This is a genomic window from Oricola sp. (genome assembly GCF_022763245.1).
In the GTDB taxonomy this organism is placed as follows: domain Bacteria; phylum Pseudomonadota; class Alphaproteobacteria; order Rhizobiales; family Rhizobiaceae; genus Oricola.
The window spans coordinates 163330-188022 of record NZ_JALEGV010000040.1 but is presented as its reverse complement, the minus strand read 5'-3'; the positions used below and the strand labels follow the sequence as shown (position 1 = coordinate 188022).

Here is a 24693-nt window from a genome sequence, read left to right as displayed (position 1 = left end):
GTGGATCAGGTTCCGCCTTCCCTTATTCATCCGACCGCGCTTGTGGAGCCTGGTGCGGAACTAGGTCGCAATGTGAGAATAGGTCCGTTTTGTCATGTGGGGGGCATGGCGAAGGTCGGCGATGATGTCGAACTGATGAGCCATGTCGTCATCGCCGGCGACACGACGATCGGCGAGGGGACGCGCGTCTTCCCGCATGCGATCCTCGGCGGCGAGCCGCAGAACACCGCCTACAAGGGCGAACGGACGCGGCTGGTGATCGGGCGCAACAACACGATCCGCGAAGGCGTGACGATGCATATCGGCACCGGCAATGCGCGTGGCGAGACGACGGTCGGCGACCATTGCATGTTCCTGGCCTATTCGCATGTCGCCCATGACAGCGTGCTGGGCGACCATGTCACCTTCGCCAACAACGTGATGATCGGCGGCCATGCCGTCATCGGCGACCGGGTGATCATCGGCGGCGGCGCGGCCGTGCACCAGTTCTGCGAAGTCGGCCATCACGCCTTCATCGGCGGGGTGGCGGCTGTCGTCCGAGACGTGATCCCCTATGGCATGGTCATGGGCAATCGCAGCTATCTTGCCGGCCTCAACCTAGTCGGCATGAAGCGCTCGGGCATGGACCGCAGCGAGATGACCGCCATCCGCCATGCCTACAAGAGGCTGTTCGACGGTGGCGGATCGGTGCGCGAGCGGGCCGAGGAATTGATCGAGGCCTACCCGAATTCTGCGGCCGTCCGCGACATCGCGACCTTCATCCTGCGTGACAGCAAGCGGCATCTGGTGACGCCGCTGAGCACACGCCGCAGCGCGCACGAAGCCGGCGACGAGTGAACGATGGCTGGCCTCGCTGCGCAGAGCAAGGGGCGCGTCGCGATCATCGCCGGCAGCGGAAGCATCCCCGTATTCGTCGCCGAGACATTGCGAGAGCAGGGCACTGAGCCCTTCGTGATCGCGATCGAAGGCGAAGCCGATCCCGCGCTGCAGCGTTTCGAGCACGTCACGATCACCACCGCCCAGATCGGCCGGCTGATGTCGGCTCTCAACCGGATCAAGCCCGCCGACGTCGTCCTTGTCGGCGGCGTGCGCGGACGGCCGCGCCTGTCGAGCCTGCGGCCGGACCTCGCGACGGTCCACCTGCTTCTGCGCGTCGTTTCGAAGCTGCGGTCAGGTGACGACGTGCTGCTGCGCGGCGTCGTCGACATGATCGAGGAGGAAGGCTTCCGCGTGCGGGGCGTGCATGAGCTCGTGCCCGAATTGCTGGCGCCGGAAGGCCAGATCGCCGGCCCGCAGCCCGCCCGCTCCGATCGCGACGCGCTGACGACGGCGGTTGCCGGGGCACTGGCGCTGGGACGGCTGGACGCGGGACAGGCCTGTGTCGCGATCGGTCAGCGGATCGTGGCCCTGGAGGCGGCGGAGGGAACCGACGCCATGCTGCGACGCGTCGCCGAGCTTCGCGACGAGGGGCGGCTGCCGACGCAGCGCGGAGGCGTGCTCGTGAAGCTTGCCAAGCCCGGCCAGGAGCTGCGCGCCGATCTCCCGACCATCGGCCCGGCAACCGTCGAAAACGCCGCACGCGCCAAGCTGAGCGGCATCGCGGTGCATGCCGGGCGGGCGCTCGTCGCGGAATTCGACGAAACCTGCGCGAAGGCGAAGGATCTCGGCGTGTTTCTCGTCGGCGTCGTCCCTGAAGCGGAAGACCTGGAGAGGGTGGGCGGATGACTTCAGACCGCGAACTCGTGCTGGGAATCGTCGCCGGCGAGGAATCGGGCGAGAACCTGGCCATCGACCTCCTCGAAGCGATCGAAGCCGTCACGGGCAGGCCGGCAAAGCTCGTTGGCGTCGGTGGCGACCGTCTGCGCGAGAAGGGCCTGAACAGCGTCTTCGATTCGTCCGAGATCGCCATCACCGGCGTCAGCGCGGTGCTGGCGCGATTGCCGCAGCTGATGATGCGGATCCGGCAGACCGCCGATGCGCTGATCGCGGCCAGGCCGGACGCCATCATCATGATCGACAGTCCGGATTTTTCCCATCGCGTCGCCAAGCGCGTCAAACAGGCGCTACCGGATACGCCGATCGTCAAATATGTCGCGCCGTCCGTCTGGGCCTGGCGGCCGGAACGCGCGCGCAAGATGGCGGCGCATATCGACCACATCCTCGCGATCCTTCCTTTCGAACCGGCGGTGATGAAGCGCCTCGAGGGGCCGCCCACGCACTATGTCGGCCATCCGCTCGCCTCCGACCCGGACCTTGCCGAGGTGTGGGCAGAACGCGCCGAGCGGCCCGAGCGTGAAGCCGGCGAGCCGTTCGACCTGCTGGTCCTGCCGGGGTCGAGAACGGGTGAGGTCAACGCCCTGCTGCCGGATTTCGGCAAGGCGGTCGAGGTGCTGCACGAGCGCGGGCACGCGTTTCGCGTCCACATTCCGACCTTGCCGCGGCTGGCCGAGACCGTCAGGCGGGAGACGGCCGCGTGGCCGGTCCAGCCGAGCGTCACCGTCACGCGTGACGAGAAGCTGGATGCGTTTCGTCGGGCGGACGCCGCTCTGGCGGCATCGGGCACCGTGCTCCTGGAACTCGGGCTGTGCGGCGTGCCCGTGATCAGCTGCTATCGCGTCGACCTCATCATGCGGGCCGTCGTGCCGCTGATCACGATCTGGACGGCGGCGCTACCCAACCTGATCTGCGATAGGCCGGTGGTGCCGGAATATTTCGACAGGACGATCCGGCCCGGCCTGCTGGCGCGGCATGTCGAGCAGTTCGTCGAGCCGGGCAGCCTGGCCGCGCAACAGCAGATCGACGGCTTCTCGGACATGCGTGCCCTGCTGGCGACCGAGGAACGGACCGGCACGCGGGCGGCCCGCATCATCCTGGACGCGATCGCCGCCTCGTCGCGATAGCGCGGCACTGCGCCAGGGCTGAAACGAAAGACGCCGGCGATCGGGACGGTCGCCGGCGTCTTTGCATCTGGTGTGCGTGGAGCGGTTATCCGCGCGTGTTGATCGCCACGTAATCGCGCTTCGCCTCGCCGGTGTAGAGCTGGCGGGGACGGCCGATGCGCTGGCTCGGATCCTCGATCATTTCCTTCCACTGGGCGATCCAGCCGACCGTGCGGGCGACCGCGAACAGCACCGTGAACATGGTGGTCGGGAAGCCGAGCGCGCGCAGCGTGATGCCGGAATAGAAGTCGATGTTCGGATAGAGCTTCTTCTCGACGAAATATTCGTCGTGCAGCGCGATCTTCTCCAGTTCCATCGCGACCTCGAGCAGCGGGTCGTCCTTGATGCCCAGTTCGCCCAGCACCTCGTGCGTGGTCTTCTGCATGATCTTGGCGCGCGGGTCGTAGTTCTTGTAGACGCGGTGGCCGAAGCCCATCAGGCGGAACGGATCGTTCTTGTCCTTGGCGCGGGCGATGAACTCCGGAATGCGGTCGACCGAGCCGATTTCGGCAAGCATGTTGAGCGCCGCCTCGTTGGCGCCGCCATGCGCCGGGCCCCACAGGCAGGCGATGCCCGCCGCGATGCAGGCGAAGGGATTGGCGCCCGACGAACCGGCCAGGCGAACCGTAGAGGTCGACGCGTTCTGCTCGTGGTCGGCGTGCAGGATGAAGATGCGGTCCATGGCGCGGGCCAGAACCGGATTGACCTTGTAGTCCTCGCACGGCACGGCGAAGCACATGCGCAGGAAGTTCGACGCGTAGTCGAGATCGTTCTGCGGATAGATGAACGGCTGGCCGATGTGGTATTTGTAGGCCATCGCCGCGATGGTCGGCATCTTGGCGATCATGCGCATCGAGGCGACCATGCGCTGATGCGGATCGGAGATGTCGGTCGAGTCGTGGTAGAACGCCGAAAGGGCGCCGACCGTGCCGCACATCACCGCCATCGGGTGGGCGTCACGACGGAAGCCGGTGAAGAAGCGGTTCATCTGCTCGTGCACCATGGTGTGGCGCGTGACGCGATAGTCGAAATCCGACTTCTGGGTCTTGGTCGGCAGTTCGCCGTAGAGCAGCAGGTAGCAGACCTCGAGGAAATCGCCATGCTCGGCGAGCTGTTCGATCGGATATCCGCGGTGCAGCAGGGTGCCTTCGTCGCCGTCGATGAAGGTGATCTTGGAATCGCAGGAGGCGGTGGAGGTGAAGCCGGGATCGTAGGTGAATGCGCCGGTTTCCTTGTAGAGGGACGAGATGTCCACGACGCTCGGCCCGATCGTTCCTTCGCGTACGGAGAATTCATGCTCCCCACCGTTCAATGACAGTTTCGCGCTTTTATCAGACATGATGTCTCCCTTTTTTCGGTCCCGTATTGTGTTGGAAATCTTATCAATTATCGCAGTGCAATATGCTCCGCCCGAACGGTCTGGGCTGGTTGCTAACCCAATCGCCGGGCCCTGCCAAGCCAGCCGATGGGCTTATTGTTGCGATGCACTATAATGCGCCGAACCGCTTCGCGGAAGCCATCACGCTTCGCAATCGCCGATGCGCGCAAGCGATTCCTCCCGTCCCAAAACAGCCAGCACATCGAACACGCCGGGCGACGTGCTGCGGCCGGTAAGCGCCGCGCGCAGGGGCTGCGCGACCTTGCCGAGTTTCAGCCCTTCGCTTTCCGCAAAGGCACGAACCGCGGCGTCCAGCGCTTCCACATTCCACTCTGCGGCGGCTTCGAGCGACGGCCTGATCCGGCCGAGAACGGCGCGGGCGTCGTCGGTCAGAATGCCGGCGGCCTTCTCGTCGAAATCGAGCGGGCGCTGCGCGAACAGGTAGCCGGCGCTGTCGATAAGATCGGTGAGCGTCTTGGCGCGCTCCTTCAGCCCGGGCATGGCCGCCAGAAGCTGCGGACGCCGTTCCTCGAAGGCGGCGCGTACCGCCTCGGTGCCTTCCAGCTCCGGCAGCAGCGCCTCGATGCGGTCGACCAGATAGGCGTCGTCCGCCGAGCGGACATAATGGCCGTTGATCGCCTCCAGCTTGGCGAAATCGAACCGTGCCGCGCCCTTGTTGACGTCGGTCACGTCGAACCAGGAGATCATGTCCTCGGTCGACATGATCTCGTCGTCGCCATGGCTCCAGCCGAGACGGGCGAGATAGTTGCGCAGCGCCTCGGGCAGGTAGCCCATCGCGCGATAGGCCTCGACGCCGAGCGCACCGTGCCGCTTGGAGAGCTTGGCGCCATCCGGGCCGTGGATCAGCGGGATGTGCGACATGTTGGGCACGGCCCAGCCCATCGCCTCGAAGATGATCGTCTGGCGCGCCGCATTGGTGAGGTGATCGTCTCCGCGAATGATGTGGGTGACGCCCATGTCGTGATCGTCCACGACCACGGCGTGCATGTAGGTCGGCGTTCCGTCGGAGCGCACGATGATGAAATCGTCGAGATCCTTGTTGGGGAAGCGCACCTCGCCCTGCACCATGTCGCGGACGACGGTTTCGCCGTCACGCGGTGCCTTGATGCGGATGACCGGCTTCACGCCTTCCGGCGCTTCGGACGGGTCGCGGTCGCGCCAGCGGCCGTCATAGCGCGGCGGACGGCCTTCCGCGCGGGCCTTCTCGCGCATCTCGGTCAGTTCTTCCGGTGAGGCGTAGCAATAGTAGGCCTTGCCGGCCGACAGGAGCTCCTCGGCGACCTCGCGGTGGCGGTCGACGCGCGAGAACTGCGACAGCGGCTCGCCGTCCCATTCGAGGCCGAGCCAATGCAACCCGTCGAGGATCGCTTCAACCGCAGCTTGCGACGATCGCTCGCGGTCGGTATCCTCGATGCGGAGCAACATCTTGCCGCCGGTGTGCTTGGCGTAGAGCCAGTTGAACAGGGCGGTGCGGGCACCGCCGATATGCAGGAAGCCGGTCGGGGAGGGGGCGAAACGGGTGACGACCTCGCCAGTCATGCTGTGCTCCGAATGTATTGAATAGGGCGCCGCATCGGCGGCCGGGTGGGGAATTCGCTGCCCGTTTAGCACATGCGCGGGCCGGCGCAAACTCGCAGCGCCGGGCGGGGGCGATCCAACCGTCATGACCGCGCCCGACGACGAGCTTCGCACCGCCATCGACGAAAGGCTGTTCTTCCGGCCGCCGGAACACCTGCCTCCCGATGCGCCCGTGGCGCCCGTCGAGCCGGCCGGCGAGACAGCGCCGATTGCGAGGCCGCCACGCCGAAGGAGGGGCATCCGACTTGGTATCGATCGTGCGGCGATCGGGCGCGGTATCCGGGCGGCGATCGCCCGCGAGGAAGGGCTCGGCACGCCGTTCCTGTTCCTGCCGGTCGGTCTGCTTTGCGGCATCGTCATCTATTTCGCGCTGCCCGCCGAGCCGCTGATGTGGAACACGTTTTCCGGCCTCGCCGTGTTTACGGCGCTCGCATTCGGATTGCGCAACCGAAGCGTTGGCTTGCATTGGGCCGCGATCGCCGGCGGCGTCGTGATCGCCGGCATGGTGATTGCGAAAGCGAACACCCTGTGGGCGGCGACGCCGATGCTGGGATCGGATGTCACCACCCGCCTGACGGGGCGCATCGTGGCATTAGAGGAGCGCGCCAATGGCCGCACCCGGTTCACGGTCGACATCGTCAGGACGGAACGCCCGACACTGCGATACGCCCCCGACCGCGTGCGCGTGACCGCGCCGGGGAGCGCGGATGGATATGTCGTCGGCGGCGGGATCACGGGCCTCGTGCGACTGACCTCGCCGTCGGGCCCGGCGCATCCGCACGGCTATGATTTCGCCTTTCACTCCTATTTCGACGGCATCGGCGCGAACGGGTTCTTCCTCGGGGACCCGGCAACGACGGAACTCGCCACCGGTCCGGGCATCGTTGCGCGCATCGCCGCCGGGATGGAGCGCCTGCGCCAGGCGATCGGCCGGCAGATCCTCGACGCCGCGCCGGATCGCCGAGGCGCGGTCGCGGCGGCGCTGGTGACCGGCAACAAGGCCGGTATTCCGGAGGATGTTACCGAGGCGCTGCGGGTTTCAGGCCTGGCGCATATCCTGTCGATCTCCGGCCTGCACATGGCGCTGGTCGCGGCCACGGTGATGGCCGCCCTGCGCTTCGGCTTCGCGCTTGCGCCGGAATGGTCGGCGCGCCATCCGGTGCGCAAATACGCCGCCGCCGGCGCGCTTGCGGCAACGGGCTTCTACCTCTTTCTCGCCGGCGCGGGCGTCGCCACGCAGCGCTCCTTCGTGATGCTCGCCATCATGCTGCTGGCGCTGACCTTCGACCGCAACGCCGTGACCATGCGCAATCTCGCGCTGGCGGCGCTCGTCATCCTGGCGACCGCGCCGCACGAGGCGATCGGGCCGGGCTTCCAGATGTCGTTTGCCGCGACAATGGCGCTGATCGCGGTCTATGGCGGCTGGCAGGACTGGCGCGAAGGGCGGGACCGGCGGGCAAAGGACCGACCGCAGCGCGGGCTTGTGCTTTCCGCCCTGGCGACCGCGGGCCGCTATGCGCTCGGCATCGTGGTCACTTCGCTGATCGCCGGCGTGGCGACCGGGCTCTTCGCCTCGTACCATTTCGGCCGCGTCGCGCCCTATGGGTTGCTCGCCAATCTCGCGGCGATGCCGGTCGTCACGATCCTCGTCATGCCGCTCGCCGTCGCGGCCATGATCGCCATGCCCTTCGGGTTGCACCTCTATGTCTTCAAGGCGATGGCATGGGGCGTCGGTCTCGTCATCGACATTGCCGAGCGTGTCGCAGCCCTGTCGCCGGCGATCGCGAGCGGTCAGATGCCGGCGGCGGCGCTGATCGCCTTTGCGACGGGTCTGATGGTCTTCTGCCTTCTCTCAAGCCGCTTGCGCTGGATCGCGCTCCTGCCATTCGCCGCGGGCATCGCGCTCTGGGGTGCCGCATCCGCGCCTGTGGCGATCCTGTCGGAGGACGCCCGCCAGTTCGCTCTGATCGAGCGAGGCGGCGGGCAGGCGCGTTTGCATGTCAATCGCAGCCGTCCAAGCCAGTTCATCACCGGGCAATGGCAGGAAGCCTATCGCGCGGCGACGATCGTCAAGCCGAAGGAGTCCGGCTTGATGGAGTGCTCGAAAACGGTCTGCAGCGCGACCGCAGGCGATCTTCGGATCGGCTATGTGTTCGTCGAGGCCGGAGAGATCGATCTGTCGGACTTCTGCGCCGGACATGATCTGGTGATCCTCGCCAAGGCCCCGTCACCGCATGGCTGTCCGGACGGTACGCCAGTGGTCACGGCGCAGGACCTCGCGCGGTCAGGCGCAGCCGAAATCCGTGTCTCGCGGTCGAGCGCGATCGAAATCCGTCACGCCTTGCCGGGGCCGACGCGGCCCTGGCTCAATCACCGGCAATACTCGCGCGCCGCCCGCAATCTGGCCGACAGGCGCTAAGCGTCAGTAGCGGCGGATCAGGCCGACAAGGCGGCCCTGGACGCGCACGCGGTCCGGCCCGAAAATGCGGGTCTCATAGGCCGGGTTGGCGGCTTCCAAGGCGATCGAGGCGCCCTTGCGCCGGAAGCGCTTCAGCGTCGCTTCCTCGTCGTCGACCAGGGCCACGACGATGTCGCCGGCATTGGCCGTTTCGCCCTTCTTGATGACGGCGGTATCGCCATCGAAGATCCCGGCCTCGATCATCGAATCGCCTTCGACCTCCAGCGCGTAATGTTCGCCGCTTCCGACCATGTCCGGTGGCAGCGCGAGCATCCGCGTCTGGTGCTCGATCGCGGAGATCGGCACACCGGCCGCGATCTTGCCCATGACGGGGACGGAAATGGAGCCGCCATTGTCGCTCTCATTGGCCGCACGTGGCGCGGGGCGCGGTGCGGGCGACGGCTTGCCGAGGCTGCCCTCGATGACGCTTGGCGAGAAACCGCGTCGTTGGCCCGACGGGGTCAGGCTGTCGGGCAGGCGCACGACTTCCAGCGCGCGGGCGCGGTTGGGAAGGCGGCGGATGAAGCCACGTTCCTCCAACGCCGTGATCAGCCGGTGGATGCCGGACTTGGAGGCAAGATCGAGTGCTTCCTTCATCTCGTCGAAGGACGGCGGAACGCCGGTCTCTTTGAGACGCTCGTTGATGAACATCAGAAGCTCGAGTTGTTTGCGTGTCAGCATCGCGCCCTCGCAGAATCAAATACAAACAAACACGGAACAGTCCATATCTGTTCCATGTGTGTTCTGCAAGCGTTTAACAAATGTTTAAAAGGCGGCGCTTTTCAGAAGGAGCACGTCGACGGTGTCTCCGGGCTCGGAAGCAGGCGCGTGGGGCGGGCGGACGATGAGGGCCGTCGACTGCGCGAAGGTGCTGATCATCGAGGAGTCCTGCTGCGTGAACGGGCGGGCATGAAGCGCGCCTTCCGCGTCGCGCCAGGTCTCCGCGCGCACATAGTCTTCGCGAAGTCCGTTGGCCGTCATCGCGGTTTCGAGGACGGCTTGGCGGCGGTTTTCGCCCGAAGGGCGTCCGCCAAGACGTTCCAGCAGCGGCTTCATGAACAGGAGGCCGCAGACCAGGGCGGAGACCGGATTGCCGGGCAGGCCGAGAATGCGCAGTTCGCCAAGCCGCCCGAACATCAGGGGCTTGCCCGGTCGCATGGCGATTCGCCAGAAATCGAGCGTCATGCCGTGTGCGACGAACACCTTCTGGACGAGGTCATGGTCGCCGACCGAGGCCCCGCCGAGCGTGACGAGCACGTCGCATTTCTCGGCCGAGGCGCGGTCGAGCGCGGCGACGAGGTCGGCTTCGGTGTCGCGCGCGATGCCGAGATCGACGATCTCGGCGCCCGAGTCTTTCGCCATGGCCGCGATGCCGAAGGAGTTCGAGGCGATGATCTGACCAGGCCCCGGCACCGATCCGGGCAGCAGCAATTCGTCGCCCGTGGCCAGGATGCCAACGCGCGGACGGCGAATGACCGGCACGTCCGGATGGTTGGCCGCTGCCGCCAGACACAATGCTCCGGCGTCGAGCAGGGTGCCCGAGGCGACGACGGTCTCGCCCTGCCTGAAGTCGAGGCCCGCCGGGCGGACATGCCGGCCTGCCGGCTCGGCCTGATTGGCCCGCACGCGCCCGTCTTCGAGAACCGTGACGTTTTCCTGCAGCATGACCGTGTCGGCGCCCTGCGGAACGACCCCGCCGGTGAAGATGCGCACCGTCTCGCCTGCGCCCACCGTTCCGTCGAAGGGGTGACCGGCGGCGACTTCGCCGATCAGGGAGAATTCGGTCGGTGCCGTCTGGATGTCTGCGCTGCGCACGGCATAGCCGTCCATGGCCGACACAGCCTGTGGCGGTTGGGTGCGCAGGGCCTTGAGATCGGTTCCAAGAATTCGGCGATAGGCGTCTGATATCGCAACGGATTCCGTTTCGAACGGCACTGCGTCGGCGAGGAGCCGGTCCCGCGCTTCGGCGACCGGGATGAGCGGGGTCTTCACTGCGCGCTCCGAGTCCAGGTGCCGGACTTGCCGCCCGTCTTGGAGAGAAGGCGCACCGGGCCGATCTCCATGCCCTTGTCGATGGCCTTGGCCATGTCATAGACCGTCAGGCAGGCGACCGAGGCGGCCGTGAGCGCTTCCATCTCGACCCCGGTCTTGCCGGTGAGCCGTGCCAGCGCTTCGACGCGAAGGCCGGGCAGGGCATGGTCCGGTTCGATCTCGACGCTGACCTTGGACAGCATGAGCGGATGACAGAGCGGGATCAGCTCATGCGTTCGCTTGGCGGCCATGATGCCGGCGATGCGCGCGACCGAAATCACGTCGCCCTTCTTGGCGTTGCCCGCGAGGATGGTTTCGAGCGTCTCCGCCGTCATGCGCACGAAGCCTTCGGCGATCGCCTCGCGCACGGTGGCGTCCTTGCCGCCGACATCGACCATGTTGGCCGTTCCGTCCGTGCCCAGATGGGTCAGGCCGCTGGCGTCGTCCCGATCGGATCTGGACATGTCAGGCCGACTTCCGCTCGGCCGTCTCGCCGGTCAGGAGCGCGCGGGTGGCGGCGGTGACGTCCGTCTGGCGCATCAGGCTTTCGCCGACGAGGAAGGTGGAAATGCCGCTGCGCTCAAGCCGCAGGCAGTCGTCGTGGGTGAAGATGCCGCTTTCGCCGACGAGCAGCCGGTCGTCGCCTACAAGGGAGGCCAGCCGCTCGCTGGTCGCGAGATCGACCTCGAAGGTGCGCAGGTTGCGATTGTTGACGCCGAGGAGCCGCGAGGAGAGCTTCAGCGCGCGCTCGGTCTCTTCCTCGTCATGCACCTCGATCAGGACATCCATGCCCAGTTCGAAGGCGGTGTCCTCCAGCGCACGGGCCTCGTCGTCGGTCAGCGACGCCATGATGATCAGGATCGCGTCGCCACCCCAGCAGCGGGCCTCGTAGACCTGGTAGGGCTCGAACAGGAAGTCCTTGCGAATCGCGGGCAGGGCGCAGGCGGCGCGCGCGGCCGTCAGGAACTCCGGCGCGCCCTGGAAGGAGGGCTTGTCGGTCAAGACGGACAGGCAGGCCGCGCCGCCGTCCTCGTAGGCCCTGGCAAGGCTCGGCGGATCGAAATCGGCGCGGATGAGACCCTTCGACGGGCTTGCCTTCTTGATCTCGGCGATCAGGCCGAACGTGCCGGCGTCCTTGCGCGCCTGCAGGGCGGCCTGAAACCCGCGGGGCGGTTCGACATCGCCGATGCGGGCTTTCAATTCCGAGACCGGTGTCGCGGCCTTCGCCGCGGCGATCTCTTCACGCTTGTAGGCTTCGATCTTCTTCAGGATGTCGGACACGTGTCGGCCTGTCCTCAAGCAGCTTCGCCGCGCGAGACGCGCGCGGCCGTTTCCATCACCGTCCGCGCCCGGCCGCTGTCGATCGACTGGGCGGCCAGGGTCAGGCCTTCGGCAAGGTCTGCGGCGATATCCGCGACCACGAGGCCGGCGGCCGCGTTCAGGCAGGCGATGTCGCGATAGGCGTTCTTCGCGCCGTCCAGCACCTCGCGCAACGCCGCTGCGTTGGCCTTCGGATCGCCGCCCTTCAGCGCCGACATGTCGATGCGGGGCAAGCCGAGTTCTTCGGGCGTCAGCTCGAAGGTCGTGATCGCGCCGTCCTTCAGTTCGGCGACCTGCGTCGTGCCGGTGGTCGTCAACTCGTCCAGCCCGTCGCCATGGACGACCCAGACGTGCTGCGACCCGAGTGCCTTGAGCACATGCGCCAGCGGCTCGACCCATTCGGGCGCGAACACGCCGGCCACCTGACGCTTGACGCCGGCCGGGTTCGACAGCGGGCCGAGCAGGTTGAAAATCGTGCGGGTGCCCAGTTCCACGCGGCTCGGGCCGACATGGCGCATCGCCGCGTGATGCATGGGTGCGAACATGAAGCCCAGGCCGGCGTCGGCGACGCAGCGGCCGATCGTTTCGGGCGTCGCGTCGAGGTCGAAGCCCAGTTCGCCCAGCGCTTCCGCCGAACCGGATTTCGAGGACAGGGACCGGTTGCCGTGCTTGGCGATCGTCGCCCCGGCGCCGGCCGCGATGAATGCCGCGCAGGTCGAGACATTGTAGCTGCCGGAATTGTCGCCGCCCGTGCCGACGATGTCGATCGCGCCTGCGGGCGCCGCGACGGGCGTCATCTTTTCGCGCATGACGGTGACGGCGCCCGTGATCTCGTCGATTGTCTCGCCGCGTACCCGCAGCGCCATCAGGAAGCCGCCGATCTGCGACGGCGTCGCATTGCCTGACATCACGACGTCGAACGCGCCGCGCGCTTCCTGCGCGCTGAGCGGCTGGCCGGTGGCGACCTGTGCGATGAAGGGTCTCAGATCGTCCATGCCGGCTCCGCTATTGCGTGCTCAAAGCGCGCTGGATCGCGCTCTGGTTCACCCTGACGGGGAAAACGGTTTGCAGTTTGGCGACCATCTGGTCAAGCAGATCGTCCGCCAGCGATGTCTTGACGCCCTGGCGCACGCCTTCGCCCAGCGCCTCAGCGCCGCCGACGGCCTGCGACACGCCCGTCACCTGGAACACCAGATAGAGATTGGTCGAGGGCGATGCGACCGCGCCCTTGTGGTCGGGCCCGCCGCTGAACACCGCGGCAATGCCGCCCGCGCCAAAATCGGGATCGTTGGCGCCGCGCTGCAGGCCGTATTTGTTCTCGACGGCGAGGCCTTCCGCTTCCGCGATCTGCTCCAGCGTTTCACCCTGCGACAGGCGATCGGCCAGCCCGTTGGCCTTCTCGGCGATCCGCTGTTCGGTCTGTTCGGCCATCCAGTCCTCGACCACGCGGTCGCGCACCTCGTCCAGGGTGCGGTCGCGGTCCGGCGTCACGTGGGTGACCTCGTACCAGATGAAGCCGCTATTGGCCGCGTTGATCGGCGGGCTGTCGGCCCCGATCTCGGAATCGAAGGCTGCTTCGATGAGGTCGCTCTGCTCGGGGATCGTGGCGACCGCCTCGCCGGAGGGCGCGTTGCCCTGCGCGTCGACGGCCTCGATCACCTGCATCTCGAGCTTCTGGCTCTCGGCCGCCTCCTGCATGGTGGCGCCGCCGGCACGGGCGTCCTCGTAGGCGTCATGGATGTCGAGCAGCGTGTCGTTGGCGACGACAAGGGCCAGTTCGCGCCGGATCTCGTCACTGACTTCTTCGAACGGCTTCACCGTCGCAGGCGTGATGGCGGTGACCCGGACGATCACCGGCCCGAAGGCGCCGTCGACAACGCCGCTGACGTCCCCGGCATTGGCCAGCGCGAACGCCGCGTCGGCGATCGCCTGATCCGGCAGGTCCGTCTTCGCCAGCGTTCCGAGCTGCACGTCGGACATCGTTTTTCCGGCGTCGGCCACCGCGTCCTCGAAGGACTGGCCGGCAAGGATGCGTTCGCGGGCGGCCGATGCGTTGGCCTCGTCGTTGAAGACGAGTTGCTCGATGACGCGCGTTTCCGGCACGGTGTAGCGGTCCAGGCGCGCTTCATAGTCGGCGCGAACGTCGTCCTCGGGAATCGACGTCGCGTCGAGAATCGCTTCCGGCGTCAGGCGCACGAAGGTGATGCCGCGATATTCCGGAGCGCGATAGGCGTCCTTGTTGGCGTCGAAATAGGTGGCGAGCACGTCGTCTTCGGGGGCTGCCACCGGTTCGATCGCGCCCTGGCCGACCGTGAAATAGGCGACTTCGCGGGTTTCGCCGCTGTGTAGGGCGAAGGCTTCGAGCATCACCGCGGGCGCGTCGATGCCGTCGGACACCGCCTCGACGATCTGCTGGCGGATGGCGACTTCCTGCCGGTTGCGGATGTAGTCGTCCTCGCTCATGCCGATGCTGCGCAGCACCTGGGTGAACGCGTCACGGCTGAACTGGCCGTTGGCGACCTGGAAGGCCGGGTCCTCAGCGACGAGCGAGGCAAGGCGATCCTTCGACAGTCCCAGATGCATGACGCGCGACTGTTCGTCGAGCACGGCGCCGGCCACCATCTGGCCGAGCACGGCCTGGTCGATTCCAAACAAGCTGGCTTGCTCGCGCGAGACCCGCTGGCCGAGCTGACGGGACAGAACCGCCATCTGCCGGTCATAGGCGAGGCGGTAGTCGATCATCGAGACCTTGGTGTCCCCGGCAGTCACCACGGCGTCGGTGCCGCTGCCGCCAAGCATCTGTCCGGATACGCCCCAGACACCGAAGCTGACCAGAAGCAGAAGAAGCAGCGCCTTGGAGACCCAGGATTTGGAGGCCTTGCGGAAACTGTCGAGCATGAACGAAGCACCCGTTGTCGTTTTCGGCGCTTTTTTATGGGGGCTTGATGAGCGACGCAAGCGCGCACCGGGCTTTTCCTTCCGGCGTCGAGGCGTTAACACGAACGCCGATCGCAAAAGAGGTATTGAGATGACGCCAGACGTGAAACCGCTTGTTGCCGGCAATTGGAAGATGAACGGGACCGAGGCTTCGCTCGGCGAAATCGAAGCCGTCTGCGCGGCGCTCGCCGACAAGGGGGCTGTCGCGTACGACACTTTGCTCTGCGTTCCCGCGACGCTCGTCGATCGGGCGTCGAACAAGGCGGCCGGTTCCACGCTTGCGATCGGCGGCCAGGATTGCCACGCCAAGGAAAACGGCGCGCATACGGGCGATACGTCAGCCGAGATGCTGAGCGATGCCGGCGCGAGCGCGGTCATCGTCGGCCATTCCGAACGGCGCACGGACCATGGCGAGACCGACGCCGATGTTGCCGCCAAGGCGCAAGCCGGCTGGCGCGCAGGGCTGACTGCCGTCATCTGCGTCGGCGAAACGCGCGAAGAGCGCGAAGCCGGCAAGGCGACGGACGTGGTCGGAACCCAGTTGGCCGGGTCGGTGCCGCAGGGCATGACGGCGGCCACCACCGTGATCGCCTACGAGCCGGTCTGGGCGATCGGGACGGGGCTGGTGCCATCGACCGACGACATCGCCGCCATGCACGCCTTCATTCGCGAGACCCTGTCGGACCGTTTCGGCGGCGAGGGCGCAGCTGTTCGCATTCTCTACGGCGGTTCGGTGAAGCCCGGCAACGCGGCGGAAATCTTCGCGATCGCCAATGTCGATGGCGGGCTGATTGGCGGCGCCAGCTTGAAAGCGGCGGACTTCCTCGCCATCTGTGACGGAACCAGCGCCCAGGCCTTGTGAATATAGGGCCTTCAAATCCTGATAATGAGGGTGTAGAGACCCGCCGACCCTCAAACAACAGAATTGTCCGATGCAAACCGTCCTGATCGTCATCCACCTCATGATTGTCGTCGCCCTTGTGGGCGTCATCCTGCTTCAGCGCTCCGAAGGCGGCGCGCTCGGCATGGGAGGCGGAGGCACGGGCGGCTTCATGTCGGCGCGTGGCGCAGCGGACACGCTGACGCGCACGACCTCGATCCTGGCGGCCGGCTTCTTCTTCACCTCCGTGGCACTCGGCCTGCTCGCGCGTTACGGCGAGAGCCCGACGGACATCCTTGATCGCGTCCCGGCTGCGGTGCAGCAGGACGGCAACACGACCGAGGTTCCGTCGCAGGGCGGCGTGCTCGACCTGCTCGGCGGGCCGGAACAGGCTCCGGCCGAAGAAACCGGAACTCCGAGCGTTCCCAACAACTAACGGTTGCGCAGGCAATACCAACCTCGTGTGGGCAACTCCACACGAGGCGTTTTTTTCTTTGCGTAATCTCCTGCAAGCGGATAACGGTGAAAGCCCATGGCACGGTATGTTTTCATCACTGGTGGCGTGGTTTCCTCTCTCGGAAAAGGCATCGCTTCGGCGGCCCTCGGCGCCCTCCTTCAGGCACGCGGTTATCGCGTGCGTCTGAAAAAGCTCGACCCCTATCTCAACGTGGATCCCGGCACGATGTCGCCTTACCAGCATGGTGAGGTGTTCGTGACCGATGACGGAGCCGAGACCGATCTCGATCTCGGTCACTACGAGCGGTTCACCGGCCGCTCGGCGAACAAGCACGACAACATCACCACGGGCCGGATCTACCAGAACATCATCGCCAAGGAACGCCGCGGCGATTACCTGGGCGCGACGGTGCAGGTGATCCCGCACGTCACCGACGAGATCAAGGAATTCGTCCTCGACGGAAACGCCGGCTTCGATTTCGTGCTCTGCGAGATCGGCGGCACGGTCGGCGACATCGAGGCGATGCCCTTCATGGAAGCGATTCGCCAGCTCGGCAACGACCTGCCGCGCGGCAACGCCGTCTATGTGCATCTGACGCTGATGCCGTACATCCCGGCGGCGGGCGAACTGAAGACGAAGCCCACCCAGCACTCGGTCAAGGAACTGCGCTCCATCGGCATCGCGCCCGACGTGCTGCTGGTGCGCGCCGATCGCCCGATCCCGCAGGCCGAGCGCAAGAAGCTGTCGCTGTTCTGCAACGTGCGCGAATCAGCCGTCATCCAGGCGCTCGACGTCGCCTCGATCTACGATGTGCCCAAGGCCTATCATGATGAGGGGCTGGACGAGGAAGTGCTGGCGGCCTTCGGCATCGAACCCGCGCCGCAGCCGCGCATGGCGGTCTGGGACGACGTGTCCGACCGCGTCCACAACCCCGAGGGCGAGGTCACGATCGCCGTGGTCGGGAAATATACCGGCCTGAAAGACGCCTACAAATCCCTGATCGAGGCGCTCTATCACGGCGGTATGGCCAACCGGGTGAAGGTCAATATCGAGTGGATCGAGTCCGAGGTCTTCGAGAGCGAAGACCCGGCGACCTATCTCGAGCACGTCCACGGCATCCTCGTGCCCGGCGGCTTCGGCGAGCGCGGCGCGGAAGGCAAGATCCTGGCGGCGACCTTCGCTCGCGAGCGCAAGGTGCCGTATTTCGGCATCTGTTTCGGCATGCAGATGGCCTGCATCGAGGCCGCGCGTTCGCTGGCCGGGATCGAGAAGGCCTCATCGACGGAATTCGGGCCCGCCAAGGAACCGGTCGTCGGCCTGATGACCGAATGGCTGAAGGGCAACATGCTGGAGAAGCGCACCCAGACGGGCGATCTCGGCGGCACGATGCGCCTTGGCGCCTACAAGGCCACGCTGAAGGAAGACACGCGCATCGCTCGCATCTACGGCGCGACGGACATCTCGGAACGTCACCGGCATCGCTACGAGGTCAATATCGACTATCGCGAGCGGCTGGAAAATTGCGGCCTGGTGTTCTCGGGCCTGTCGCCCGACGGCGTGTTGCCGGAGACGATCGAATATCCGGATCATCCGTGGTTCATCGGCGTGCAGTATCACCCTGAGCTGAAATCCCGGCCGTTCGAACCGCATCCGCTGTTCAGAAGCTTTATCGAAGCGGCGCTCGAACAGAGCCGCCTGGTCTGATCAAAGCGCCCGCTGGCCGGTCTGGCCGGCGGGAAACAATCTCGTCATGTCGGTCGTGATCAGTTCGGCGGTCTCCTGCAGGGGCTCCAGGAAGCGCTTGGCAAAGTCCTTCGGCTCCTGGAAGGCGCGCGGCCAGAGCAGGCTGATGGCCGCCTGCGGCTCTCCCGCGACCATGATCGGAATGGCGATCGCCGCCAGGCCGTCATCGAGCACGGTCTCGCCACGATAGACGCCGAGCCGTGTCCCGTATCCGCGGGCGCGGGTCTTCTCGATGTCCGGCATGTATTGCGCGAGCTTCATGCCGAAGCGGGCGAGGCCGAGCGAGATGTTGCCGAGCGTCAGGTGGTCATATTCGGCGATCTCCTCGTCGCTGCGCCAGGCGAGGCAGGCCATGCCCGTCGCGCTTCCGAACATGTTGATGCGCCGGTTGATGATCCCGCGATACATGTGAAACGGGCTGAGCGGCCGGGTCGAATCGATGATGCGCATGCACGGCCCGTCGAGAACATGGACGTCCGACGGCCATTCGACGCGCTTGGTCAGTTCGACAGCACGCGGCATGGCGACGTCGATCAGGTTGGCCATGTCCTGCGGAATGGGCTCGCCGGCGCCGGCCGGCAGCGTGATTGTCACCCGATAGAGCCCGTCCGACACCGAACGCCGCACCAGCCGGTGGCTGATCAGCGTCGCCAGCAGGCGCCGGATCGTCGATTTCGCCAAGTCGCAGTCGCGATGCAGGTCGGCAAGCGAACTGGCGCCGTTGCGCGCGAGCGATTCGAGAATCGATATGCCGCGATCGAGCGAGCGGTTCGCGAGTTTCGTCATGTCCAGGGAGCCTCCGAAGGCGCGAGCGTGCCACTCAGTGGCACGCTGTGCAAGCTTCGATTGTTTGGCTCCGGCGTTTCCAGCAGTATCGCGCTTCAAGGTGCGATTGGGAGGTGGCGCCGTGCGTCCATGGTTCAACCGGATAGCTGAAGCGCTCGCGGCATTTCTGGCAGCGCTCGCGATCTACATCGCCGGCTTCGGCATTTTCGACACGATCATCGTCTTCGGCGGCGTCGCCCTGCTGGGCGTCGTGATCGCGATTCTGCTCCTGGATTCCGGTGAGCGGGAAGTCGCCGATTCGCCGGCCGGCGACGCGTCGGCGCTGCGCGGATCGCATCCGTTGCTGACAGTCTTCCATCTCGTCGTTCTTGCCGCCTTCGCCGTCCTCGTGCTGCGATGGATGGGCATCATGCTCGAGCAGGAGGAGTTCTTCGTCGACATCAGCCAGGGCGACCTGATGGCTTCGTGGCTGGCCTTCGCGATCATCGGCTACATGACCTGGCGGCTGTTCGGCGTGCCGATGGCGGCCGTGTTCTTCGTGGTTCTCGTCTACGCGGTGCTGCCGGACGGGCTTGGCGGTGCCGCGCTCGACTGGTCGAGCATCGCCGACCGCCAGTGGTTCACCACCGACGGCGTGTTCGGCCGTCCGCTTCAGGTCGTCGCCACCACCGTGATGATCTTCATCGTCTACGGCGCGGTGCTGCAGGCGTCTGGGGCAGGCGACGTCCTCCTGAAGATCGCATTCGCCGCGACCGGACGTTTCGCCGGCGGGCCGGCCCATGCCGCCATCGTCGGCTCGGCGATGTTCGGGACGATGTCCGGCGCGGCGATCGCCAATGTCGTCTCGACCGGCATCTTCACCATCCCGATCATCAAGCGTGCCGGCTTCAAGGCGAAATTCGCCGGCGCTGTGGAGGCCGCGGCATCGACGGGTGGCCAGATCATGCCGCCGGTGATGGGCGTGGTCGCCTTCATCATGGCCGACGTGACGGGTATTCCCTATCTGAAGATCGTGGTCGCGGCGACGATCCCGGCGGTGCTTTATTACGCCAGCCTGTTCCTCGTCGTGCTGATCGAATCGCGCAAGCAGGGCATCGGCGCGACGCCGGTCGGCCAGCGCGAGACCCTGACCCGCGCCGACTGGATCGCGAGCCTTTCGTTCTGGATACCGCTGGGCGTGATCATCGCCGTGCTCCTGACCGGGCGCACGCCGCAAAATGCCGGCTTCTACGCGCTGATCGTCGCGACCGTGCTCTGCCTGATCCTGTTTCCGCAGTTCCGCCGGCCGATCGCATGGTGGCAGGCGCTTGTCAGCGCCGGCAAGACGGCCGCCAACCTGATGATCATCGTCACTTCGGTTGGCGTCGTGATCGGCATCGTCAACATGAGCGGCATCGGCCTCGAATTCGCCGACGCGATCCGCATGGCCTCCGGCGGCAGTCTTCTGATCGCCCTCTTCCTCGTCATGGCAGGGTGCATCGTGATGGGCATGGGCGTGCCGTCGGTGACGGCCTACCTGATCCTCGCCTTGGTGATGGGGCCGGCGCTCGAAGGGCTGGGGATCTCCAAGATTTCGGCCCACATGTTCATGCTCTATTTCGGCGTCTTGTCGGTGATCACTCCGCCGGTGGCGCTCGCCGCCTTCGCCGCTGCGCCGATCGCCGGCGCCAAGCCGATGGAAACCGGGATCGAGGCGGTGCGCCTGGCGATCGCCGGGTTCATCATCCCGTTCATCTTCGTCTACCACCCCGACATCCTGATCATCGACGGGTTCACGCCGGTCGGGCTGGCATGGTCGCTGGCCTGCTTCCTGCTCGCAACCTGGATGATCGGCACGGCACTCGCCGGGTTCGAGCGCACGCGCATCCCGCTGTGGGAGAGCGGCGTCCGCCTTGTCGCGGCCATCGCGATCCTGACGCCGGACCTCTGGTCCAGCCTGGCCGGCGGTCTTGTCGCGATCCTGCTCGTCGGCACACACAATCTGAAATCCGGCCGCGCGAACGCGCTTTCGGAGCAAACCCAAGGGAGGAAAACATGAAACATCTCACCCGCATGGCTCTCGCAGGCCTTGCAACGGTCGCGATGACCACGGGCGCATTCGCGGCCGAGAAGCTGAAGATGGCGACGATCGATCCCGGCTCGTCGGCCTACCTGGTGATGACGACGATGGCGAACATCGTCAACGAGGCCCAGGACGACTACGAGATCACCGTGGACGCCACCGGCGCCGCAACGAAGCACATGGTCGAGGTCGCGTCCGGCAAGATCGATCTCTGCATGGTCTCGCCGACGGTCTACCACTTCATGAAGACCGGCAAGGCGATGTATTCGAAGCTGTCGAAGGCGCCCGAACTGTCGGAGAATCTCGGCCTGATCTACTGGTTCCCCTATGGCGCCTATCACGTGGTGACCTACGCCGACAGCGGCATGGAGAAGCTTGAGGACATCAAGGGCAAGAAGGTCTTCCTCGGGCCCCCCGGCGGCGGCGCCTGGAACACGGCCAATGCCTGGATCGCCTCGATGACCGGCTACAAGGCCGGCGAGGACTACGAGAACGTCAAGGCGAGCTGGGGCGCGGCGCTGCAGGCCTTCCAGGACCGCCAGATCGACGTCTACATCAATGGCGGCATTCCGCCTTATCCGCAGATCGAACAGCTCGCGCTGACATCGAAGCTGCGCATTCTCGGCCCGACCCAGGCCGAGGTGGATGCGGCCTCCGACGACATGCTGGCGCCAACCCGCGGCATGGGGCGTAGCCTCGACGTGATCCCCGCTGGCATCTACGGCGAAGGCGTCGTCAATGAAGAGGATGTCTTCGAAGTCGGCTCGACGGTCGGCGTCGGCGTCCGCATGGATCTGTCCGAGGACACGGTCTACGAGATCACGAAGGCCTTCTGGGAGGGCTTGCCGGAAGTGCAGAAGACCACGCCGTTCATGCGCAAGGTGACGCTGGACGGCCTGACGACCTCGACCAACATGCCGCTGCACCCGGGCGCGATCCGCTACTACAAGGAACTGGGCATCGACATTCCTGCCGACATGCAGTGACGGTTCCCGCTTCTGAGACTCTTTCGGGGCCGGCTTCGGCCGGCCCCGTTCATTTTTGACACGATCGATATTGGTTTCCGATGGCGCGCAAGATCCGCAACATTCTCTTCATCATGTATGACCAACTCCGGTTCGATTATTTGAGCTGTGCCGGTCATCCCTGGCTGGAAACGCCGCATATGGACGCGCTGGCGGCGCGCGGCGTGCGCTTCACCCGCTGCTATGTGCAGTCGCCGGTGTGCGGCTCGTCGCGGATGAGCACCTATACCGGCCGCTATGTCAGCAGCCATGGCGCGGCCTGGAACAATTTTCCGCTGAAGGTCGGCGAGCAGACGGTCGGCGACCATTTGCGCAAGCTCGGCATGCAGTCCTGGCTGATCGGCAAGACACACATGAAGGTCGACGAGGAGGGCATGAACCGTCTCGGCATCGCCCGCGACGGCGTCATCGGCGCGCGCGTTTCGGAATGCGGCTTCGATGTCTTCATCCGCGACGACGGCCTGTGGGGAGAGGGGCCGGACGGCTTCTACGACGCCAAGCGCTCCCCCTACAACGAATTCCTGAAATCGAAGGGATATGCGGGAGGCAACCCCTGGCACGATTTCGCCAATTCCGGCGTCACCGAGGATGGCGACCTTGCGTCGGGCTGGTTCATGAAACACGCCGACCAGCCGGCCAATATCGACAAAGCCGATTCCGAGACGCCCTGGCTGACGGATCGGATGATCGAGTTCCTCGGCGCGCGCGACGACGATCCCGCGCCGTGGATGTGCCATCTGTCTTACATCAAGCCGCACTGGCCCTATATCGTGCCGGCGCCGTATCACGACATGTATGGCCGCAACCAGATCCTGCCGGCCGTGCGCCATCCGGACGAGCGCGAGGCGCCGCACCCGGTCTACGGGGCCTTCATGGGCAACGCCATCGGCCAGGCCTTCTCGCGCGACGAGGTGCGCGAAAAGGTCATTCCCGCCTATATGGGCCTGATCAAGCAGTGCGACGACGAACTCGGGCGCCTGATGAAGTTCCTGGAGGACACGGGCCGGATCGACGACACGATGATCGTGCTGACCTCCGACCATGGCGATTATCTGGGCGATCACTGGCTGGGCGAAAAGGATCTGTTCCACGAGCAGTCGGTCAAGGTGCCGCTGATCGTCTACGATCCGTCTGCTGATGCCGACGCGACGCGCGGCACCGTCTGCGACGAACTGGTCGAGGGCATCGATCTGGCCGCGACCTTCATCGAGGCTGCGGGCGGCAAGGTGCCGGACCACATCGTCGAGGGCCGGTCGCTCGCGCCCTTCCTGCGTGGCGAGAAACCCGAGGCGTGGCGTGATTTCGTCGTCAGCGAGTATGACTATTCGGCGACGCCGATGGCGGTGAAGCTGGGTGTCGCGCCCCGCGACGCGCGCCTGTTCATGATCGCCGACAAGCGATGGAAATTCATGCACGCCGAGGGCGGCATGCGGCCGATGCTCTTCGACATGCAGAACGACCCGCAGGAATTCGTCGATCTCGGCGAGAGCGCTGAACATGCCGGCGTGGTCGACATGATGTATGAGCGTCTTGCGGTCTGGTCGCGGCGCATGGCGCAGCGAACCGCGATTTCCGACGACGATATCATATCCAAGCGGGGCCGGTCGCGCCGCATGGGCATCCTGCTCGGCCTCTATGACGGCAGCGAAGTTGATCCGGAACTGACGGTCAAATATCGCGGCAAGGCCGGCTGAGACCTTTGGCGAACGGTCACGCCAGCCCTTCCAGGTCAATGGCAAGGGCGGCGTGGTCGCTGGCGTGCGGCCGGCGGTAGCCGACGCCGGCGAGGCGTTCGCCCGAGAAGCGCGGCGTGTCGTGCCCGAGCCCCTCGCGCAGGTAGAACGGCTTGGCGTCAGGAAAGGCGGATGCCAGCGCCGGCGACGCCAGCAGCGCGTCCGGGCGCGAGTAGATGCCCGTCTCCTCCATGTGATAGGACCAGCGACGCTCCGGCGCGACGCGCTGCGTCAGGTCGACCGCGAAATCCGTGAGAAGCGGCGCGACCGCACGCTCGCCGCGCGGCTCTTCGGCAGGCTCGTTGAGGTCGCCCAGCACCATCCATGAGGCGCCGCGCGGATCGGCAAACCGGCGCTCGATCAACCAGCGGACGGCAAGGGCCTCCTGACGCCGCACGAACCATGCGATGTCCGGGTCCGGGTAGGGCGCCTTGAAGTGGCAGACGAACACCGTCAGCGACCCGAACCGGGCGCTCAGGCAATCGCGCCGGAAGACGGGCTCCCCCGGATCGCGTCCCGGCAGGACGTCCAGCCCGACCTCTGCGACGGTCAGCGCGGCGTGGTTTGCGACCTCGTCGGGCTCGGTCCGGCTCATGAGGGCGACGTCGAAGCCCCGCCCGTCATTGCCCGGCAGGCAGATGCGGTGAGGATAGGCGGCCGCGCCGCAGGGCAGCAGGAACCGCTCGTGAAAATAGTCGAGCGTCTCCTGGTCGAAGACCTCCTGCAGCGCCACGATGTCCGCGTCGGCGCGGCGCAAGATCTCGGCGGTCAGCCGCCTGTCGATCGTGTCCACCGCATAGGCGGCCGCGCTCTCCACGACCGGCTCGTCGCGGTCGCGCGCGCCGCTGAGGATGTCCCCGTCCTGCGAATGGCGCAGGCGCAGGTTCTGCACGTTGAATGTCGCGATGCGCATCGGGCTTCGGTCGTGTCCTTGGAGCGTGTCCGCGATCCATTGTGGAATGCGCCTTGCGTGCATGTCACGCGCGGATTGTCGCGGCAAGCGGTGCGCAGACTGTCCAAGAACCGGATTTCATGGTCTAATCGGCCATGATCTCGCTCGAAGACTGCCTCGGCTTCTGTGATCTGACTGAAGAGGAAGTGCTCGCCATTGCCGAACACGAGCACATGCCTGAAATGGCGGCGATCGCCTATGCACAGTATCTGGCGCACAAGGACCACGGTTCCGAGGACATCTGCCGGATGATCGTCGATGACATCCGCGAGGCGCAGCAACGCGGCGACGGCGCCCATGTCCGCACCTTGCTCCATGTCCTGCACCACTTCCTGAAGGCGCATCCGGAAGCGACACCGGCGCAGCATCCCTGGCACACGCTGTACTGACATC

General features: G+C 66.0%; 21 protein-coding genes. 11 read left to right on the top strand and 10 right to left on the bottom strand.

Features of this window, described 5'->3' with window-relative positions; all coding sequences use genetic code 11:
• From lpxA to MRY80_RS18275, 3 genes are read left to right on the top strand one after another with little or no spacing between them, the layout of a single operon-like run.
• Entirely contained in the window at window positions 1–837 is an 837-nt protein-coding gene (gene lpxA / locus MRY80_RS18285) for an acyl-ACP--UDP-N-acetylglucosamine O-acyltransferase (protein WP_293292506.1), read from the top strand.
• Window positions 838–840: 3 nt separating this feature from the next.
• A complete protein-coding gene (gene lpxI, locus MRY80_RS18280) occupies window positions 841–1725 on the top strand; it encodes a UDP-2,3-diacylglucosamine diphosphatase LpxI (protein WP_293292505.1) in 885 nt (294 codons plus the stop codon).
• A complete protein-coding gene (locus tag MRY80_RS18275) occupies window positions 1722–2900 on the top strand; it encodes a lipid-A-disaccharide synthase (protein ID WP_293292504.1) in 1179 nt (392 codons plus the stop codon). Before lpxI ends, MRY80_RS18275 begins: the two co-directional genes overlap by 4 nt.
• A gap of 85 nt (window positions 2901–2985) precedes the next feature.
• Here MRY80_RS18275 and gltA read toward each other — a convergent pair whose 3' ends face one another.
• Window positions 2986–4278 carry a citrate synthase gene (gltA, locus tag MRY80_RS18270; RefSeq protein WP_293292503.1) on the bottom strand — a complete coding sequence of 431 codons (1293 nt, stop codon included), beginning with the start codon at window positions 4276–4278 and terminating at the stop codon, window positions 2986–2988.
• Window positions 4279–4458: 180 nt separating this feature from the next.
• The gene (gene gltX / locus MRY80_RS18265; RefSeq protein ID WP_293292502.1) at window positions 4459–5877 is read right to left on the bottom strand and encodes a glutamate--tRNA ligase; all 1419 of its coding nucleotides are present in this window, start codon (window positions 5875–5877) and stop codon (window positions 4459–4461) included.
• Window positions 5878–6001: 124 nt separating this feature from the next.
• Here gltX and MRY80_RS18260 point away from each other — a divergent pair, with 124 nt between their 5' ends.
• Complete coding sequence (locus MRY80_RS18260) at window positions 6002–8335, top strand: ComEC/Rec2 family competence protein (protein WP_293292501.1); 2334 nt, start codon at window positions 6002–6004, stop codon at window positions 8333–8335.
• Window positions 8336–8338: 3 nt separating this feature from the next.
• On the opposite strand, the gene lexA is transcribed toward MRY80_RS18260, so the two are convergent.
• From lexA to MRY80_RS18230, 6 genes are all read right to left on the bottom strand, one after another.
• Window positions 8339–9055: a transcriptional repressor LexA gene (gene lexA / locus MRY80_RS18255; protein ID WP_293292500.1), complete on the bottom strand. Its 717-nt coding sequence runs from the start codon at window positions 9053–9055 to the stop codon at window positions 8339–8341.
• An 84-nt stretch (window positions 9056–9139) separates the two neighbouring features.
• A complete protein-coding gene (gene glp / locus MRY80_RS18250; protein ID WP_293292499.1) occupies window positions 9140–10366 on the bottom strand; it encodes a gephyrin-like molybdotransferase Glp in 1227 nt (408 codons plus the stop codon).
• Complete coding sequence (gene moaC, locus MRY80_RS18245) at window positions 10363–10869, bottom strand: cyclic pyranopterin monophosphate synthase MoaC (protein ID WP_293292498.1); 507 nt, start codon at window positions 10867–10869, stop codon at window positions 10363–10365. Before moaC ends, glp begins: the two co-directional genes overlap by 4 nt.
• A gap of 1 nt (window position 10870) precedes the next feature.
• Entirely contained in the window at window positions 10871–11686 is an 816-nt protein-coding gene (trpC, locus tag MRY80_RS18240; protein WP_293292497.1) for an indole-3-glycerol phosphate synthase TrpC, read from the bottom strand.
• 14 nt (window positions 11687–11700) lie between these two features.
• Window positions 11701–12720 carry an anthranilate phosphoribosyltransferase gene (gene trpD, locus MRY80_RS18235; protein ID WP_293292496.1) on the bottom strand — a complete coding sequence of 340 codons (1020 nt, stop codon included), beginning with the start codon at window positions 12718–12720 and terminating at the stop codon, window positions 11701–11703.
• Between the two features lie 10 nt (window positions 12721–12730).
• The gene (locus tag MRY80_RS18230; protein ID WP_293292495.1) at window positions 12731–14623 is read right to left on the bottom strand and encodes a peptidylprolyl isomerase; all 1893 of its coding nucleotides are present in this window, start codon (window positions 14621–14623) and stop codon (window positions 12731–12733) included.
• A 130-nt stretch (window positions 14624–14753) separates the two neighbouring features.
• On the opposite strand from MRY80_RS18230, the gene tpiA reads away from it, so the two are divergent.
• The 3 genes from tpiA (at window position 14754) to MRY80_RS18215 (ending at window position 17703) form a co-directional block, all read left to right on the top strand.
• Window positions 14754–15524 (top strand): triose-phosphate isomerase, encoded by a 771-nt coding sequence (gene tpiA, locus MRY80_RS18225; RefSeq protein WP_293292494.1) that lies wholly within the window; start codon window positions 14754–14756, stop codon window positions 15522–15524.
• Window positions 15525–15594: 70 nt separating this feature from the next.
• On the top strand, window positions 15595–15978 hold the full coding sequence (gene secG / locus MRY80_RS18220) for a preprotein translocase subunit SecG (RefSeq protein WP_346433408.1): 384 nt from the start codon (window positions 15595–15597) through the stop codon (window positions 15976–15978).
• A 96-nt stretch (window positions 15979–16074) separates the two neighbouring features.
• On the top strand, window positions 16075–17703 hold the full coding sequence (locus tag MRY80_RS18215) for a CTP synthase (protein WP_293292493.1): 1629 nt from the start codon (window positions 16075–16077) through the stop codon (window positions 17701–17703).
• Here the strand turns inward: MRY80_RS18215 and MRY80_RS18210 are convergent, their stop codons facing one another.
• Entirely contained in the window at window positions 17704–18528 is an 825-nt protein-coding gene (locus tag MRY80_RS18210; RefSeq protein ID WP_293292492.1) for a helix-turn-helix domain-containing protein, read from the bottom strand.
• Between the two features lie 121 nt (window positions 18529–18649).
• On the opposite strand from MRY80_RS18210, the gene MRY80_RS18205 reads away from it, so the two are divergent.
• The 3 genes from MRY80_RS18205 (at window position 18650) to MRY80_RS18195 (ending at window position 23309) form a co-directional block, all read left to right on the top strand.
• Complete coding sequence (locus tag MRY80_RS18205; protein WP_293292491.1) at window positions 18650–20566, top strand: TRAP transporter fused permease subunit; 1917 nt, start codon at window positions 18650–18652, stop codon at window positions 20564–20566.
• Window positions 20563–21576 (top strand): TAXI family TRAP transporter solute-binding subunit, encoded by a 1014-nt coding sequence (locus MRY80_RS18200; protein ID WP_293292490.1) that lies wholly within the window; start codon window positions 20563–20565, stop codon window positions 21574–21576. Before MRY80_RS18205 ends, MRY80_RS18200 begins: the two co-directional genes overlap by 4 nt.
• 80 nt (window positions 21577–21656) lie before the next feature.
• Complete coding sequence (locus MRY80_RS18195) at window positions 21657–23309, top strand: sulfatase-like hydrolase/transferase (protein WP_293292489.1); 1653 nt, start codon at window positions 21657–21659, stop codon at window positions 23307–23309.
• 16 nt (window positions 23310–23325) lie between these two features.
• On the opposite strand, the gene MRY80_RS18190 is transcribed toward MRY80_RS18195, so the two are convergent.
• Entirely contained in the window at window positions 23326–24261 is a 936-nt protein-coding gene (locus MRY80_RS18190; protein WP_293292488.1) for an endonuclease/exonuclease/phosphatase family protein, read from the bottom strand.
• A gap of 134 nt (window positions 24262–24395) precedes the next feature.
• On the opposite strand from MRY80_RS18190, the gene MRY80_RS18185 reads away from it, so the two are divergent.
• Window positions 24396–24689, top strand: coding sequence for a hypothetical protein (locus MRY80_RS18185; RefSeq protein ID WP_293292487.1), 294 nt, complete (start codon window positions 24396–24398; stop codon window positions 24687–24689).
• Window positions 24690–24693: the final 4 nt, after the last annotated feature.

Excerpts from the sequence above, each read along its gene's own strand:
- gltA (WP_293292503.1), bottom strand. The coding sequence starts at position 4,278 with ATGTCTGATAAAAGCGCGAAACTGTCATTGAACGGTGGGGAGCATGAA.
- trpD (WP_293292496.1), bottom strand. The coding sequence starts at position 12,720 with ATGGACGATCTGAGACCCTTCATCGCACAGGTCGCCACCGGCCAGCCG.
- MRY80_RS18195 (WP_293292489.1), top strand. The coding sequence starts at position 21,657 with ATGGCGCGCAAGATCCGCAACATTCTCTTCATCATGTATGACCAACTC.
- moaC (WP_293292498.1), bottom strand. The coding sequence starts at position 10,869 with ATGTCCAGATCCGATCGGGACGACGCCAGCGGCCTGACCCATCTGGGC.
- MRY80_RS18215 (WP_293292493.1), top strand. The coding sequence starts at position 16,075 with ATGGCACGGTATGTTTTCATCACTGGTGGCGTGGTTTCCTCTCTCGGA.
- tpiA (WP_293292494.1), top strand. The coding sequence starts at position 14,754 with ATGACGCCAGACGTGAAACCGCTTGTTGCCGGCAATTGGAAGATGAAC.
- gltX (WP_293292502.1), bottom strand. The coding sequence starts at position 5,877 with ATGACTGGCGAGGTCGTCACCCGTTTCGCCCCCTCCCCGACCGGCTTC.
- lexA (WP_293292500.1), bottom strand. The coding sequence starts at position 9,055 with ATGCTGACACGCAAACAACTCGAGCTTCTGATGTTCATCAACGAGCGT.
- MRY80_RS18275 (WP_293292504.1), top strand. The coding sequence starts at position 1,722 with ATGACTTCAGACCGCGAACTCGTGCTGGGAATCGTCGCCGGCGAGGAA.
- secG (WP_346433408.1), top strand. The coding sequence starts at position 15,595 with ATGCAAACCGTCCTGATCGTCATCCACCTCATGATTGTCGTCGCCCTT.
- MRY80_RS18230 (WP_293292495.1), bottom strand. The coding sequence starts at position 14,623 with ATGCTCGACAGTTTCCGCAAGGCCTCCAAATCCTGGGTCTCCAAGGCG.
- MRY80_RS18260 (WP_293292501.1), top strand. The coding sequence starts at position 6,002 with ATGACCGCGCCCGACGACGAGCTTCGCACCGCCATCGACGAAAGGCTG.
- lpxI (WP_293292505.1), top strand. The coding sequence starts at position 841 with ATGGCTGGCCTCGCTGCGCAGAGCAAGGGGCGCGTCGCGATCATCGCC.
- MRY80_RS18185 (WP_293292487.1), top strand. The coding sequence starts at position 24,396 with ATGATCTCGCTCGAAGACTGCCTCGGCTTCTGTGATCTGACTGAAGAG.
- MRY80_RS18190 (WP_293292488.1), bottom strand. The coding sequence starts at position 24,261 with ATGCGCATCGCGACATTCAACGTGCAGAACCTGCGCCTGCGCCATTCG.
- MRY80_RS18210 (WP_293292492.1), bottom strand. The coding sequence starts at position 18,528 with ATGACGAAACTCGCGAACCGCTCGCTCGATCGCGGCATATCGATTCTC.
- MRY80_RS18200 (WP_293292490.1), top strand. The coding sequence starts at position 20,563 with ATGAAACATCTCACCCGCATGGCTCTCGCAGGCCTTGCAACGGTCGCG.